General features: G+C 54.6%; 15 protein-coding genes. 9 read left to right on the forward strand and 6 right to left on the reverse strand.

Going from position 1 to position 15,454, the window contains the following annotated elements; translation table 11 throughout:
- Positions 1-98: 98 nt before the first annotated feature.
- Positions 99-1,253, forward strand: coding sequence for an acyl-CoA dehydrogenase family protein (locus ACIQ0G_RS05655; RefSeq protein ID WP_395636982.1), 1,155 nt, complete (start codon positions 99-101; stop codon positions 1,251-1,253).
- 28 nt (positions 1,254-1,281) lie between these two features.
- Positions 1,282-1,692 (forward strand): acyl-CoA thioesterase, encoded by a 411-nt coding sequence (locus ACIQ0G_RS05660; protein WP_397577065.1) that lies wholly within the window; start codon positions 1,282-1,284, stop codon positions 1,690-1,692.
- A 51-nt stretch (positions 1,693-1,743) separates the two neighbouring features.
- Here the strand turns inward: ACIQ0G_RS05660 and ACIQ0G_RS05665 are convergent, their stop codons facing one another.
- Positions 1,744-2,541: a crotonase/enoyl-CoA hydratase family protein gene (locus ACIQ0G_RS05665; RefSeq protein ID WP_397577066.1), complete on the reverse strand. Its 798-nt coding sequence runs from the start codon at positions 2,539-2,541 to the stop codon at positions 1,744-1,746.
- Positions 2,538-3,158, reverse strand: a complete 621-nt coding sequence (locus ACIQ0G_RS05670; RefSeq protein WP_397577067.1) for a 2-hydroxychromene-2-carboxylate isomerase — start codon at positions 3,156-3,158, stop codon at positions 2,538-2,540. Before ACIQ0G_RS05670 ends, ACIQ0G_RS05665 begins: the two co-directional genes overlap by 4 nt.
- A gap of 292 nt (positions 3,159-3,450) precedes the next feature.
- On the opposite strand from ACIQ0G_RS05670, the gene ACIQ0G_RS05675 reads away from it, so the two are divergent.
- The 3 genes from ACIQ0G_RS05675 to ACIQ0G_RS05685 all read left to right on the forward strand — a co-directional run bounded on the left by ACIQ0G_RS05675 (position 3,451) and on the right by ACIQ0G_RS05685 (position 6,668).
- Positions 3,451-4,971, forward strand: a complete 1,521-nt coding sequence (locus ACIQ0G_RS05675; protein WP_397577068.1) for a M23 family metallopeptidase — start codon at positions 3,451-3,453, stop codon at positions 4,969-4,971.
- 39 nt (positions 4,972-5,010) lie between these two features.
- Positions 5,011-6,012 carry a porphobilinogen synthase gene (gene hemB, locus ACIQ0G_RS05680; protein ID WP_397577069.1) on the forward strand — a complete coding sequence of 334 codons (1,002 nt, stop codon included), beginning with the start codon at positions 5,011-5,013 and terminating at the stop codon, positions 6,010-6,012.
- Positions 6,013-6,104: 92 nt separating this feature from the next.
- A complete protein-coding gene (locus ACIQ0G_RS05685; RefSeq protein WP_397577070.1) occupies positions 6,105-6,668 on the forward strand; it encodes a gamma carbonic anhydrase family protein in 564 nt (187 codons plus the stop codon).
- Here the strand turns inward: ACIQ0G_RS05685 and ACIQ0G_RS05690 are convergent.
- Positions 6,665-8,695, reverse strand: coding sequence for a TonB-dependent receptor (locus ACIQ0G_RS05690; protein ID WP_397577071.1), 2,031 nt, complete (start codon positions 8,693-8,695; stop codon positions 6,665-6,667). The two genes, ACIQ0G_RS05685 and ACIQ0G_RS05690, sit on opposite strands and share 4 nt — an antisense overlap.
- Positions 8,696-8,936: 241 nt before the next feature.
- Here ACIQ0G_RS05690 and arsC point away from each other — a divergent pair, with 241 nt between their 5' ends.
- Entirely contained in the window at positions 8,937-9,284 is a 348-nt protein-coding gene (gene arsC, locus ACIQ0G_RS05695) for an arsenate reductase (glutaredoxin) (RefSeq protein WP_183941806.1), read from the forward strand.
- Between the two features lie 94 nt (positions 9,285-9,378).
- On the opposite strand, the gene ACIQ0G_RS05700 is transcribed toward arsC, so the two are convergent.
- Positions 9,379-11,106, reverse strand: a complete 1,728-nt coding sequence (locus ACIQ0G_RS05700) for a fatty acyl-AMP ligase (RefSeq protein WP_397577072.1) — start codon at positions 11,104-11,106, stop codon at positions 9,379-9,381.
- A 108-nt stretch (positions 11,107-11,214) separates the two neighbouring features.
- Here ACIQ0G_RS05700 and ACIQ0G_RS05705 point away from each other — a divergent pair, with 108 nt between their 5' ends.
- Positions 11,215-11,751: a regulatory protein RecX gene (locus ACIQ0G_RS05705; RefSeq protein WP_397577073.1), complete on the forward strand. Its 537-nt coding sequence runs from the start codon at positions 11,215-11,217 to the stop codon at positions 11,749-11,751.
- Here ACIQ0G_RS05705 and ACIQ0G_RS05710 read toward each other — a convergent pair.
- On the reverse strand, positions 11,748-13,841 hold the full coding sequence (locus ACIQ0G_RS05710; protein ID WP_397577074.1) for a RelA/SpoT family protein: 2,094 nt from the start codon (positions 13,839-13,841) through the stop codon (positions 11,748-11,750). The two genes, ACIQ0G_RS05705 and ACIQ0G_RS05710, sit on opposite strands and share 4 nt — an antisense overlap.
- Before the next feature lie 268 nt (positions 13,842-14,109).
- Positions 14,110-14,448: a CC_3452 family protein gene (locus ACIQ0G_RS05715; RefSeq protein ID WP_397577075.1), complete on the reverse strand. Its 339-nt coding sequence runs from the start codon at positions 14,446-14,448 to the stop codon at positions 14,110-14,112.
- Between the two features lie 195 nt (positions 14,449-14,643).
- Between ACIQ0G_RS05715 and ACIQ0G_RS05720 the strand changes: the two genes are divergently transcribed.
- Positions 14,644-15,162, forward strand: a complete 519-nt coding sequence (locus ACIQ0G_RS05720; RefSeq protein ID WP_183941811.1) for a helix-turn-helix domain-containing protein — start codon at positions 14,644-14,646, stop codon at positions 15,160-15,162.
- 208 nt (positions 15,163-15,370) lie between these two features.
- A partial coding sequence (locus tag ACIQ0G_RS05725; protein WP_397577076.1) for a CarD family transcriptional regulator occupies positions 15,371-15,454 on the forward strand: 84 nt, incomplete at its 3' end.

Genomic DNA, 15,454 nt, shown 5'->3' on the forward strand with positions numbered 1-15,454 from the left:
CCAGTTTAATCAAACGATTAAATTCGGCTTGACGTCCGCGTCAACTTGCTGCCATTGATGCTGTATATTTTGCAGTAACTTCTCGCAGGGGATTCTCCATGTCGCTCGATACCATTCCACGCACCGCCTATAATGAAGACCATGAAGCGTTCCGCCAGTCGGTACGCCAGTTCCTGCAAAAGGAAGTCGCGCCCCACGCAAAGCAGTGGCAAGAAAATGGCATCGTGCCAAAGTCGATCTGGCCCAAGGCTGGCGCAGTCGGCATGCTCTGCCCCACTGCACCTGTTGAATATGGCGGCCTTGGCCTCGACTTTGGCTACAACGCGATCGTCGACGAAGAATCGGCTTATTATGGCGGCGTCGCCACGGGCTTCTCGCTTCAGTCCGATATCGTCGTAAACTACATCACCAGCTACGGCAGCGAAGAGCAGAAGAAGCATTGGTTGCCCAAGATGATCTCGGGCGAGGTCATCACCGCCATCGCCATGACGGAGCCCGGCACCGGAAGCGATCTTCAGGGTATGAAGACAACCGCGCGCAAAGACGGCAACCATTATGTCATCAACGGCAGCAAAACCTATATCACCAATGGCCAAAATGCCGACCTGATCTTGGTCTGCGTCAAAACCGATACTGAGATCCAGCCAGCGTATAAGGGCATGTCGATTGTCCTCGTTGAGGCGGATCGTGACGGCTTCAAGCGCGGCCGCAACCTCGACAAAATCGGCATGGATGAAGCGGATACGTCGGAACTGTTCTTCGAAGATGTCCGCGTGCCAATGACCAACTGCTTGGGCGAAGAGGGCAAGGGCTTCATCTATCTGATGAGCGAATTGCCGCAGGAGCGTCTGTCGATTGCGGTGTCGTCGATGGCCAGCACGCAGAAAGCTTTTGATGAAACCGTTGCGTTCTGCCGCGAACGGATTGTGTTCGGCAAGCCACTGCTGGATTTCCAAAACACCCGTTTCGTATTGGCCGATATCAAGGCAAAGCTGCAAATTGGCTGGGCACATCTCGATTGGGCGTTGAACCGCCATTATAAGAAAGAACTGACCGCCGAGGAAGGCGCTGCTGCAAAGCTGTGGCACACTGACCTGCAGTGGGAAGTTGTCGACGCCTGTCTGCAACTGCATGGCGGCGCGGGATATATGAATGAATATCCCATCGCCCGCATGTGGCGCGCCGCACGCGTAACGCGCATTTTCGGCGGCACCAACGAGATCATGAAAGAATTGATCGGTCGGGGTCTGTAAAAAAGTGGCTAAGCCCGAACCTTGGCGCATGGACATCGCCAACTATCCGTTTGTCCATTCGACCGAGACCCGCTTCGCTGATCTCGACATGCTGGGCCATATCAACAATGTGGCGATGGCTGGACTGTTCGAACATGGCCGCGGCCTTTTTACCCATTCGATTGGTTTGCCCAATTTTGCGAAAGATCACCGCTGGCTCATCGTTCGGGTCGAAATAAACTATCTGGCGGAAAGCTACTTTCCCGAGCATGTCCAGATTGCCAGCGGCATATATCGCGTCGGCACCTCAAGCTGGGAGGTCGCCTCGGCCGCGTTTCAGGGCGGCAAGTGCGTAGCGACCTGCAGCACGACTACGGTGCTCACCGGCAAATCTGGCGCGTCCCCTATATCGGAGGGCTTGCGCGAAGCACTGGAGCGGTTGCGGGTTAAATCCAACTAGTCAAAATGATGTTGTTCGGATGGCTAACGCAAGCCTTTCAGTTTGATGTATTCAATCAACAAAGGTAGCTGCGCGCTTCTGCATTCCGGCCATAACCGCTTCAATCTGGTTGGGTTTACGAATGACTTTGGCTTGGCGGACGCTTTCGGCCATCAAGATCGCGTCTTCGTCCATGTCGGTATATTCGTTGAACAGCGCCTTGGCCTCACGCATAGCGTCGGGGTTCCGGTCCGCGATTTCACGGGCAATGGCCATGGCGCGGGCGTGGGGGTTTTCATCCACGAACGTCGCAAAGCCCAAGCCAAGCGCCTCCGCCCCCGAAAACTCGCGGTTGGTGTAGGTTAACTCGCGCAGCACATCTTCACGCACCATGCCGCGCCATAAGGCATAGCCGCCCATGTCAGGGATGAGCCCCCATTTCATTTCCATCACCGCTAGCCGCGCATCAGGCGTGATGACGCGGATGTCCGCACCGCTGGCAATTTGCAGGCCGCCGCCAAAGCACACGCCGTGGACTGCGGCAATGACGGGCATAGGCAGCTTACGCCAAAGCATCGCGACTTGCTGAAATGTGTTGGCGTTGCCGTGCGTACGGTCCGTGAGGCTGCCCATGCCGCTATTCGCGCTTGCACCGCCGCTTGCCATGCTGGCCATATCAAGCCCTGCACAAAAGCTGCGTCCTTCACCCGAAAGCACGACGGCGCGCACGCCTTTCATCGCTGCAAGCTCTTCTCCGGCGGATATGATCCCCTGAAACATGGCCGGGTCGAGCGCGTTCATTTTGTCGGCGCGGGTAAGCCGCACATCGGCCACGTGGTTTTCAACGGTTATGCTAACCCGGTCGTTCATGCGGCGCTCCTATTCAATGCAAATTCCACCAAAGGCAGTTGGTCATTACCAAAATACATATATGTTTTGTCGACAAAAATCGTAGGCGAGCCATAGCCACCGCGCGCAATGACTTCATCCGTATTGGCGCGCAGCAGCGCCTTTACGTCGTCTGATTGCGCACGCGTGCGCAAGGCGTCACCATCCAAACCAACACTATTGGCCACCGCAACCAGCACATCGGGATCATCAAGATTTTCCTGCGCGCCAAAATAGCTTTCGAACGCCGCTTTCGTAAACGCGTGCAGCGCGACTGGATCATCGGCAAGACTGCAGGCCATCCGCATCGCATTGACGCTCTTGGCGGGGTGATATTGGCTGGGGAAGTTCAGCGTGACGCCGGCTAACGCTGCCCAATCACGAAGCGTTTTCCAACTGTGCAGCAGCTTTGGATTGTCGGATGCTTCACGGGCGGCATAGACCGACGGGTTGACCGCGTTAAAGACGCCACCGACCAATATAGGCCGCAACGTCATTGTCGCCCCTGTGCGGTCGAGCACGCCCATAATGTTCGTGAACGCCAAATAGGTCCACGGGCTTGAAAGATCGTAGAAAAATTCAACCCGATCGCTGTGCATTCGACCCTCCCGATATTGCATCCTGCTTTAGCATTGCCGAACATTTAATGAAGCGATTAAATGTGTGAGCGTCATTTACAACATTGTTCCCAGACTGGTCGGTGAATATACACCATTGGCCGCATCGCGGGCCACTTGCCTGCTGTGTTAAATTGACATTAACCATATGCCGTCACAGGGATGTGGGCAGATAAGAATGTCCGGGTGGATAAGGACAGGGTCGTGGATATAGTTCTGAATGTTTGAAGGCAAAGATACACACTTTGCTGCGGCCGCCGGGAACGGAAGCGTGATGCTTGCCGATTTTATGGTCGCACCCCTGCGCCAGACCACCGAAGCAACTTGGCGCGAACGCATTGCTCAACTCGACCTCGTCCCCGACCTTGGCGAAAATATTGGTTCCGTCCGCTGGTTTCGCGGTCTTGGAACGCTAACCCTATTAAGCGTTGCTGCACTTGCGCTCCTCCCCGATTTTGGGCCCATTTACGGCCCACAACCGTCGATCCCGACGGAAGCCGAGTTCGAAGAAGCGCGCGCACAAATGATCATGCCAATTGCCTATGGCAGTGACAGCGGCAAACGCATGGCGGCCACCGACGCAGTTATTGCCCTTGCCGGAAGCCCGGAGCGTCCCCGCATCGAATTGACAGCATCCTTGGGCCGCGGAGACAGCTTTGCACGGGTCCTGCAGCGCGCTGGCGTTGGCGGCAATGAAGCCAGTGATGTCGCCAACATGGTTTCAGGCGTCACATCGCTATCGGATATTGAGCCCGGCACCCCCATCAATATCGTGCTCGGTAAACGCTCTGCGCAAAATCAGCCACGGCCTTTGGAATCCGTTGCCTTTCGCGCACGATTTGACCTCAATCTCGCTATCAACCGCGAAGGTGGTGCCCTCAGGTTAAGCCGCGAACCGATTATCGTCGATGACACGCCGTTGCGCATCCGCGGCACAGTCGGCAGCCAGGGCATTTACCGGTCAGCGCGCGCAGCGGGTGCGCCTGCCAGTGCTATCCAGGATTATCTGAAAGTCATCTCGGGCCGCATGCCCTTGTCGGCAATCCGCGCGACCGATGAATTTGATATCATCGTTGGTTATAAGCGCGCTGAAACCGGTGAAGTTAAGGTCGGCAATCTTTTATATGCCGGCGTCGACCGCGACGGCAAATCGCCAGTTCAGATGCTCAAGTGGACCAATGGCGATAGCAGCCAATGGTTCGAAGCCTCCGGCGTGGGTGAATCAAAAGGCGCGCTCAGCCGCCCAGTTAATGGCGCTGTGACATCGGGCTTTGGCGGCAGACGTCACCCGATTTTAGGCTATATGCGCATGCACAGCGGCCTTGATTTTAAAGCAAGCTATGGCCAACCCATTTTTGCGGTGACCGATGGTGTCGTTGCGTATGCCGGACGCAAGGGCGGTTACGGCAACTTTGTTCAGCTAAACCATGGCGGCGGCCTTGCCAGTGGCTATGGCCATATGAGCCGCATCGCAGCACGCGCCGGAAGCCGCGTGCGGCGCGGTCAAATCATCGGTTATGTGGGGTCAACGGGTTTATCGACTGGTCCGCATTTGCACTATGAATTATATCGCAACGGACGTGCGGTGAACCCGAATTCGATCAAGTTTACGCAGCGTGCACAACTTGGGGGCAGTGACCTTGCGCGCTTTAAAGGCACGCTTCAGCGCCTGAAATCGGTCAAGGCCGGTGCAGCGCTCGCACCATTGCGCACGCAAGCGAAAAGCACGGACGAACCGAAGCGCGAAATCGACCGACTGACACTTCAAATCGACCATTCGCAGCCCAAAGGATAAGCCATTGAGGATGCGGCATAACACCGCTACCTGTCGTTCATGAGCAACACATCCTTTTTCCCGAACACCCGTCTGCGCCGCACGCGCGCCACCCAATGGAGCAGAGCCATGGTCCGTGAGACTATGCTTTCGCCTGCAGATCTTATCTGGCCATTGTTCGTCACCGAGGGAGAGGCGGTCGAAGAGCCGATTTTATCGCTCCCGGGCGTATCTCGCTGGTCCGTCGACCAGATCGTTGTGCGCGCTGCTGAAGCTATCGATCTTGGTATCCCCTGCATCGCATTGTTCCCAAACACGCAGCCAGAACGGCGCAGCGAGGACGGTGAAGAGGCGCTCAACCCCGACAATCTGATGTGCCGCGCCATCCGCGCCATCAAACAGGCACATGGCGATGCAATCGGCATTTTGACCGATGTCGCGCTCGACCCTTACACGTCGCACGGACAGGACGGCTTAATCGACGATTCCGGTTATGTGCTGAACGACGAAACGGTCGCCGTTCTTGTCGATCAGGCGATAAATCAGGCCAATGCCGGCGCGGATATCATTGCGCCAAGCGACATGATGGACGGACGCATTGGCGCCATTCGCAAGGCACTCGAAATGAATGGCTATCCCAACGTCCAAATCATGTCCTACGCCGCAAAATATGCCAGCGCATTCTACGGCCCGTTCCGTGACGCCGTTGGCTCAAGCGGCCTGCTGAAAGGTAACAAGAAAACTTATCAGATGGATCCAGCGAACAGCGATGAAGCCATGCGCGAAGTCGCTATGGACATTGCCGAAGGTGCCGACAGCGTCATGGTTAAGCCCGGCCTGCCCTATCTCGATATTGTCCGCCGCGTGCGTGACCAATTCGACGTGCCCGTATTCGCGTACCAAGTGTCCGGTGAATATGCGATGATTGAGGCCGCCGCGGCCGCCGGAGCTGGTGACCGCGATGCCTTGGTTCTGGAAACGCTGATGGCATTCAAACGTGCCGGTTGCTCCGGCATTTTGACATATCATGCCGCACTGGCCGCGCGTTTGCTCAACGGGTAAAACATGAACGGCGCTGAAGCATCCTGCGACACATATGCGTGGACCGATGATTATGCATCGGTTGTGCCACATCTTTCATTATGGAAAATCCGATGATCAATAACCGTACCGACATCAGCATTGTCACTGTCAATGGCAAGACCCCACAGATTCATGCCAGCGCATTCATTGCGCCCGGCTGTCGTATTATCGGTGATGTCACGATCGGGCCGGAGGCCAGCATCTGGTACAATTGCGTCATTCGCGCTGAAGTAAATCGGGTTGTGATTGGCGCCCGAACAAATATTCAAGACGGCAGTGTCGTGCATTGCGATGGCCCAATGCCCGGCGTTGAAGATGGTTTTCCGACCATCATCGGGGATGACGTGCTCGTTGGGCACAATGTCATGCTGCACGGTTGCATCCTTCACGACCGTGCGTTTGTAGGGTTGTCGTCAACGGTCATGAACGGCGCCGTCATTGAAAGCGATGCCATGCTCGCGGCAGGGGCAATGCTGACCCAAGGTAAACGCATTGAAGCGCGACAACTATGGGCAGGGTCGCCAGCGCGATTTGTGCGCGATCTCGACGATGCGGCCGTTATGGGGATGCGGATCGGCGTTGCGCATTATGTCACCAACGCCAAGCTTCATGCGGCTGCGACGGCCAGCGGTTAAAACTTCGCCCTAACCGTAAAGCGACCATTGATCGGCGCGCCAGTCGAGATGTTGTTATTGTTGTGTGCGTCCGAATAATATGCGGTGTCGAACAGATTTTCGACATTCAGCTGAAGCTGCAAGCGGTCGCTCACATCATAATATAGAGCAGCATCGACCCGTGTGAATGCAGGCAATTTAGTTGTCGTCGCGGATGTGCGGATGGCCGCATATTGGCTCGACTGATGGATGATGCCGACACCTGCTGCAAACGCGTCAGACAATTCATACCGGTTCCATAGGCTTGCTTGATGCTTCGGCACTTGGCCTAGTCGCACAGCATCGTTGCCCGCCAGAATGGCGTCCTGATAGCTGTAGCCACCATGTACTTGCCATTGCGACGTCACGCGCCCTGTCGCGGCCAGCTCAATCCCCTGGGTCCGGGTTTTGCCGATATTGATGCTGGCAAGCGGATTGGCGGGGTCCGGCGTCGTCGCATTGCTGCGATCAAGCTGAAACACTGCAAGGGTCAGGTTTAAATTTGGCTGAACATCCCATTTGGCGCCGATTTCAAAGTTGGTGAATTTTTCCGGAGCCAGATTTTGCTGTGTCACCGTCAGCGCCAGGAACTGATCACCCGACCGCGGCAGGAATGATTGGCTATAGCTGCCGTAAAGCGACATGCTTTCCTGCGGTTTGAAAATCAGCCCAAGACGCGGGCTTATCTTTTCATCCTTACGTGCAAAAGGGCGGTCGATTGCCGGCAGCAAATCTGCACCGCTGATATCAAAACTGTCGTACCGAAGCCCTGCAACGACATCGATATGTTCGCCAAAGCTAATCTGGTCCTGCACATAAGCAGAGAAGAACTTCACATCAGAAACGCTGTCACGTGCCAATGCGTTGAAAGCGACTGTTGGGAAAACCGGGTTCGAAAGGTTCAATGTCGCGTTGGAAAGTGTCCCATTGAAACGCCGATTGGTTGATTTTTGGTCTCCATACTCCGCGCCGACAAGAATTTTGTGTGCAAGCGCGCCCGTTTCGATGTCCCAAACCAAATTCGCTTGAGCAATGACATTTTCGCGCTGGGTGGGGTCACTATAGGCCGCAAGAGCAACCGTTCCATTTTGTGCCGTCGCCGCGCCATTTGCAAAGACGTTCAGATAGATTTTATCGTAATCGCCATAGAGCATGGTGCCGCTGAAATTGAGGTTTGATGCCAACTGACCGTCTAGCCGCAGCTTGGCAATGTGCGCCTCAAGTCGCGTACGATTGGCACCGGGGACGCCGAAAAACTGATCCCGAAAGCCAGCCAACGGACGATTGGGTTGGCCCGCACTGGTCGCAACCGACGGGATACCACGATCCGTCGTGCGGTCGTCATTTACATATTCATACGAAAGCCCCAGCTTCCAAGCATCGTTCAGCCTGAACGCGACATAGGGGTTCCAAGCATAGCGTTCGCCGCCAACAAAATCACGATGGCTGTCTAGGCTTTCGTACACCGCGTTAATACGCACAGCAGTGGATGCACTTAACGGAGCATTCAAATCAGCCGAAACGTCATAGGCCCCGAAACTGTTGATGCTGGCTTGTCCTGCGTAAATGAAATCGTCACTCAACGGAGCCTTCTGAACCCGGTTGATGATGCCGCCGCCGCCGCCGCGGCCAAAAATCAGCGCATAAGGGCCCTTCAGAATTTCGACCCGCTCAATATTGTAGAGGCCGCGATAATATTGAACGTCATCGCGAACGCCGTCCAAGAAAAAGTCAGCCGTTGTGTTTTGACCACGTAGGGTGATTTGGTCGCGATTGCCCTCGCCTTGGCCCACGGTGGTTCCCGGAACATAGCGCAATATATCCGCCAGCGAGTGATGCGCCTGATCATCCAATTGTTCGCGGGTCACGACATTGATGGTCTGCGGAATATCGATCAGCGGCGTGTCGGTTTTTGTGGCCGTGATGGAATTGGATGCGAGGTACCCGTCGCTGACACCCGTCACAATGATGGTCCGGCTGTCATCACTTGCCCCGTCATCAAATGCCACGTCTTCGGCGAACGCATAAGGCGCACTTATTGCCAAATAAACAAAGGCGAAAACGGAAGAGGAGAGACGAAGCATTTTCGGCCTTTTTATGTTTATTGCAAATGACTCGCAATTCGATTGCGGGTCACTATTGCGAATCGTTATCATATGCAATTTAAAAATGGGAAAAAGCGCGTTTGCTTTTGCGGGTCACCGATTTAGGTACATTGCGACGCAAACGGCATTATCAGGGACGACCATCATGAACGCAACAATCTGGCATAACCCCGATTGCGGGACGTCGCGCAAGACGCTCGCGCTCCTTCAAGAAGCCCCGGGTGTGACGGTCGAGATTATCGAATATCGCAAGCAACCCTTCACCCGTGCAAAGCTTGAACAACTGTTTAAGGATGCAGGCCTTACGCCACGCGAAGCACTGCGCACCCGCGGCTCACCAGCTGAAGAATTAGGTTTGATCGACGGCGCTTCTGCCGATCGCATATTGGATCATATGGTTGAACACCCAATCCTGGTCGAACGACCATTTGTGGAAACCGATAAAGGTGTTCGGTTATGCCGACCGCAAGAAAAAGTGCTTGAGCTGCTCTAGGGCTTCTCAAGCCACCTGAGGCTGTAGCCCTTTACAAAATGCAAGGCCATCGACCGACGCAGCTATCCCGCAACCGTTCGATATTTGCAGGCGGTTAAGCCGCGATTGCGTAGGGCTGAATTTCACCGGACAGATACAGATTGCGCGCTTTCGCACGGCTCATTTTGCCTGAGCTGGTCCGCGGCAATGTCCGCGGTGGTACCAATTCAACGACACAGTTCATTCCAGTCACCGACCGAACCTTGTCGCGGATCTGCTCACGCAGCTTTGCCCGCTCGGCTTCGTCGGTGGTGCGGCACTGGACCAGCACAGCAGGTGTTTCCTCACCGCCCGGCGTCGTCACGGAGAAAGCAGCGATATCGCCAGCTTTAAATCCAGGCAGTTGCTCAACCGCCCATTCAATGTCCTGTGGCCAATGGTTTTTACCATTGATGATGATCATGTCTTTGGCGCGGCCCACAATATAAATGTAGCCGTTCGACAGATAGCCCATGTCGCCCGTGTCCAGCCAACCGTCGACAAGACAAGCGTCGGTCGATTCCTGGTCGCGGAAATATTCCTTCATCAACGAAGGCCCTGTGCACCACACTTTACCGATCGTCTTATCCGCAAGTGGCTTGCGGTTTTCGTCGCGGATTTCGATGGTCATGTCTTTTACAGCGCGGCCGCAGTTAACGATTGCACGATAACGGATGGGGCGATCCGGCGCACCGGGATGGCCAGTTAGTTCCGTCTCTTCGACAAGTTCAACTTGAATACCTTCGCCCGGTGGCATGATGGACACCGCCAAGGTGGTTTCAGCCAAGCCATAGCTTGGAAGGAAAGAGGAGGCCTTGAAACCCGCATCGCCAAATGCATCGACAAAAGCCTGCATGACGTCGGGACGGATCATATCGGCACCATTGCCCGCAAGGCGCCATTTTGCGAGGTCGAAGCGATCATTGACCTGTGTCTGGCTGGAAACCCGCCGCGCGCAGATATCATAGCCGAATGTTGGCGAGTAGCTGATGACCGTGCCATCGGCGGCGCTAATAACATCAAGCCACGCCAACGGGCGACGCGCGAAATCTTCGGTTTTCATGTAATCCGTCGAAACTTGGTTGGCGACCGGCGACAGGAAACAACCAACAAGGCCCATATCATGATACCAGGGCAACCACGACACGCAGCGATCATTTTCCGTCACTTCCATGCCATGCGAATGCGCCGACAGATTGTTCAGCAGGGCATTGTGGGTAACCGCCACGCCATGCGGGAAACGGGTCGAGCCGCTGGAATATTGCAAATAGCAAATTTCGTCGGTCTGCGCCGAAGGAAGATCGGACTTTGATGCAATGCGATCGCTGAAGCTTTCCCAATCAATGCCTTCAACATTGCATGCGCGTGCCGCGTCGTTGGCCATGTCGGCGAGTTCCGCTGGAAAGAACAGTATCTTGGGGTCACAGCTTTTCAACTGCACGGACAGCTGGTCCACATAGCTTTCTTTACCGCCAAATGACGTTGGCAATGGCAGCGGCACGGGCCATGCGCCGGCATATACACAGCCAAAGAACAAGGCCGCAAAATCTGGACCGGTCTCAGCGACCAAGGCAATGCGGTCATCTTTACGGACACCGTGGCTGATCAAGCGATACGCCATGTTCAGCGCGTCTTCGCGCATTTCGCTATAGGGATAAGGACGCGCCAATTGGCCGCGCATGTCGTGGAAATTGAGCCCACGCTGCCCTTGGGCGGCATAATCCAATGCCTCACCTAAGGTCGCAAAGTCAGAAAAACGACGTGGCAAACTGTCCTGCGTTGGCGTGGATGCGCGTTCGCTCATAAATTTTCCCATAGCAAAAGGGCAGTGACCCAAGATTTTATTGTTATCTTACGCCATTACGCGCCGATACCAGTTCAAATTTCGACCCGACTGTGGCAAGAATAGGGCGTGAACAGCCCACGCGCCGCCAAAAAACCCGCTCCGCCGTTAAATGACGAGAGACTTAGACAGCTAGCGCTGCATTATGTTGGCAAATACGCAACCACACAGGCAAAGCTCGGGACCTATTTAAACCGCAAAATTCGCGAGCGCGGGTGGGACGGGGAACGCAGCGCGGACATCGCAATGCTGGTCGAACAATTTGCCGCACTCGGCTATATAAACGATGCCCAATTTGCTGAGGCACGAAGCCGGTCATTTGTGCGCCGTGGCTATGGCGAACGGCGCTTAAACGAGGATTTGCGCGCAAGCGGCATTGGCCAAGCGGATGCCATCCCGGCAAAAGCACATATGGAAGAAAGCACATTAAGTGCCGCCGAAAACTTTGCACGACGCAAACGTATCGGTCCATTTGCCCAAGAAGCGGCAACGCCGGAGAAACGCAACAAGCAACTCAATGCCTTTTTGCGCGCTGGACACAGTTTTGAACTGGCCAAACGTTTTGTCTATGCTGAACCCGGGGATGAGATTGGCGACTGGATTTAGTCGTAGACGCGGTCTGCTGTCGCCACAGCCTCGGACGCCCGAAGCGCGGATATTATCCGCATAAGGTGCTGCAAATCGTGCACCTCCAAATCTATTTCAAAGGTGTGAAACTCGGCGTCGCGCGCGGTTAAACGCAAATTGATGATGTTCGCCTTGTGATAGCCAAAAATGCCCGCAATTTCACCCAGCGTGCCGGGACGATTGTGAATGATCGTGCGCAATCGCGCCGAAGCGCCATCGCTACCCTGCCCCCAACTGAGGTCGACCCAATCGGCGTCGGCTCCGTTAGCGAGACGGTCACATTCGATCGTGTGCACTTCGACGGGTTGTCCCGGCAACCTCAGCCCCACGATCCGGTCACCCGGAATGGGGTGACAGCATTCACCGAGGTGGTAACCGACGCCCGGCGTCAGTCCGCGTATGGAAATGGCGCGTTCTTGATTTGGAAAATCAAGCGCGATGCCATCCGCGTCAAAGCCAGGTACCAGTGCCTCCATCAGGGCGTGGTCATTAATCTTGCCAAGGCCGATGCGATGCATCAGCTCTTCCTCATCCTCAAGCTTCAGCCGGTTCACCGCGGCAGTTAAGGCTTTCTTGCCGATTTTGCCCGGCATACGCGCAGCAACTTCTTCATAAAGCTTGCGCCCAATCGCGACCAGCTCATCGCGTTCGCGGTGCCGCACGTGCCGGCGGATTGCGGCGCGCGCCTTACCTGTCGTGACGAAGTTAAGCCAAGTCTGCTGCGGTTCCTGCGCCTTGGATTTCAGGATTTCGACCATATCGCCATTGTTCAATTGCGCACGCAACGGGACATGGCGCCCATTCACTTTTGCGCCAACGGTCTTGTCGCCAAGATCGGTATGCACGGCATACGCAAAATCAACGACAGTTGAACCCTTGGGCAACTGATGCAGCGCGCCCTTTGGGGTGAAGGCAAATATCCGGTCCTGATACATCGCCATGCGTGTATTTTCGAGGATATCCTCGGCATCTTGGCTGGTTTCAAGAATTTCAATGAGATCGCGTAACCACGCAGCCTGCCCATCGGGCTTATCGGCTTGCTTATAGGCCCAGTGCGCGGCGAAGCCATGTTCCGAACTTCGGTGCATTTCGGCGCTGCGGATTTGCACTTCGACGCGCATGTTTTTGGCGAACATGATTGTTGTGTGCAGCGATTTATATCCGTTGCGCTTTGGCGTCGAGACGAAATCCTTGAACCGCCCCGGGACCATTTGCCAACGCCGATGCAGCACACCCAAAGCGCGATAGCAGTCTTCGGTGGTCTCGGTTATCACGCGAAAGGCATTGATATCCGTCAGCTGCTCAAACGCAACATGGCGTTCCTGCATCTTTTTCCAGATCGAATAAGGATGTTTTTCGCGGCCGGAGATTTTGATTTTCAGTCCAGCCTGCTCCATTTCCCAAGCGATGGTCTGGTTAATCTGGTCGATTTCAACATCGGCCTTTTCGCGGATTTGTTTCAGACGTCCTGTAATCGTCTGATATGCTTCGGGCTCCAGCTGTTCGAACGCGAGCAACTGCATTTCGCGCATATATTCATACATGCCAATCCGCTCCGCCAGCGGGGCATAGATATCCATCGTTTCTTTGGCGATACGACGACGTTTTTCCGGGCTTTTGATGAAATGCAGCGTCCGCATATTGTGCAGGCGATCCGCAAGCTTGACCAAAAGAACGCGGATATCATCGGAAATAGCGAGCAGGAACTTACGCAAATTCTCCGCAGCGCGTTCGTCTTCGGTTTGCGCCTCGATTTTCGAAAGCTTGGTAACGCCGTCGACCAGGCGCGCGACTTCGGAACCGAAGCGGTTTTCCACATCTTCGATTGAAGTGAGCGTGTCTTCCACCGTGTCGTGGAGCAGCGCAGTGATGATCGTGTCCTCATCCATTTTGAGGTCGGTCATCAGTCCTGCGACTTCGACCGGATGGCTGAAATACGGGTCACCTGATGCCCGTTTCTGCGCACCATGCATCTGAACCGTAAAGACATAGGCTCGGTTAAGCCGATCCTCATCGACATCCGGGATATAGGCCCGCACCCGTTCAACCAATTCATATTGCCGCATCATAGGCTCCAAGATGTGGCTTTTGCGCTGCGTTGCAACAAGAAACTTAAAAACATAGTCGATTTAACAACAAATTATGCGCTGGCTGCTTGTGCATGGCGCATGTGAGAACGCCTGCTCCAACAAAAAAATGCACCGGAATATGGCGTCCACGATGTTTCGCGTATGCCCATATTCCGGTGCAGTTGTCTCGGCTCAAAGCGTCAATAAAATTGTCGCGGGTTAGTTGGGAGGAGAGAAGAGCCGAATGTGCTTATTGAGAGGTTGCCAATTAAGCGCCAGCGTTACAGGCTGCGATTTCGTCGGCAGTAAAGACGCGATCACCGGCGGTGAATGCAGATACTGAACCCAATTTGCGGGCGACACTGACACACATATTCTTTGCGGCCGTCGACGCCATTGGCGCGCGGCATGCAGTGCCTTCGCACTTTACAACAACGCTACGCAGCAATTCTTGCTTCGATGCGGCTGGCTGCGCCAATTCGATTTTGTAATATGCGCTGTTGCTTGCAGCTTGCGCCTGCGTTGGAACACCGAAAAGAAGTGTGGCGCTGATAACAGATGCGGCAGCGAGTGCGCCCAAACGGGCGGAAACTTTGGAGAGAGTCATAATCTTATCCTTTTAGCTTTGATAACAGAGCACAACGGTGGCCGGCATTCTGTCTCCAAACCTTCGTTTTGCGCCCCTGGAAAACCAGTTGCGAATCGCTACTTATTAGATTAGGTTTCGAGTTGCAACTTAAAACTTAAATGGGGTTGCAAAATTTTTCGGGTCGGCTCACCCTATGCGTCGGGGGTTAAATATATGGGCGAATTGCGCGAGTCACTACAGGATATTACCGAGTGTGGGCTACCAACCGCACTTGAGGCAATGGGCGAACGATGGTCGTTCATGATCTTGCGCGCTGCCTTCAATGGCATCCGCCATTTTGAAGATTTCCTCACGGAAATCAGCATTGCGCGCAACATATTGGCCAACCGCTTAAGCCGGTTGAGCGAAAGCGGCATATTGCATCGTACGCCGTGCCCTGATGACCGCCGTAAAGTGGAATATCGCCTGACCGAAAAAGGGCTGGATTTGCTGCCGACAATGATCGCGTTGCGCCAATGGGGAGAAAAATGGGGGACGGGTGTCCCATCCAATCCGGTTTTGGTCGATGAGCTGGATCATCAACCCATCCTGCCCGTCACCATAAGAAGCCATGATGACCGCGTTCTTGGCCATATGGACCTATGCTGGATGAACTCGGCAGATATCAAGCCGATTAGTAATGCCGTGTTTGCCGAACATGATGATCGCGTGCGAAAATTAAGCGCAATTTAAGTCGCACGATTGACGCTCTGTACAGCAGCATTGAACTTTTGTGGCGAATCTGTTACACTCCGCGCCGACAGGCCAAAAATGGTCGATAACCGCCTTCCTATCATGGGATTGAGCGGATGATGACGTAAGGGACGAATGCCAACTGTCTTATGGACGACATTATGTCGTCAGCGAGCTTATTCTCCCGAATAATCAGAAAGGTCGAAATATGACGTCCAACGCGGCGATGTTTGATGTAGGCGATTATGTGGTGTATCCCAAGCACGGGGTTGGTCGCGTAATCGAGCTTCAG

The sequence above is a fragment of the Sphingorhabdus sp. genome (genome assembly GCF_044354325.1).
Classification (GTDB): Bacteria; Pseudomonadota; Alphaproteobacteria; order Sphingomonadales; family Sphingomonadaceae; genus Sphingorhabdus_B.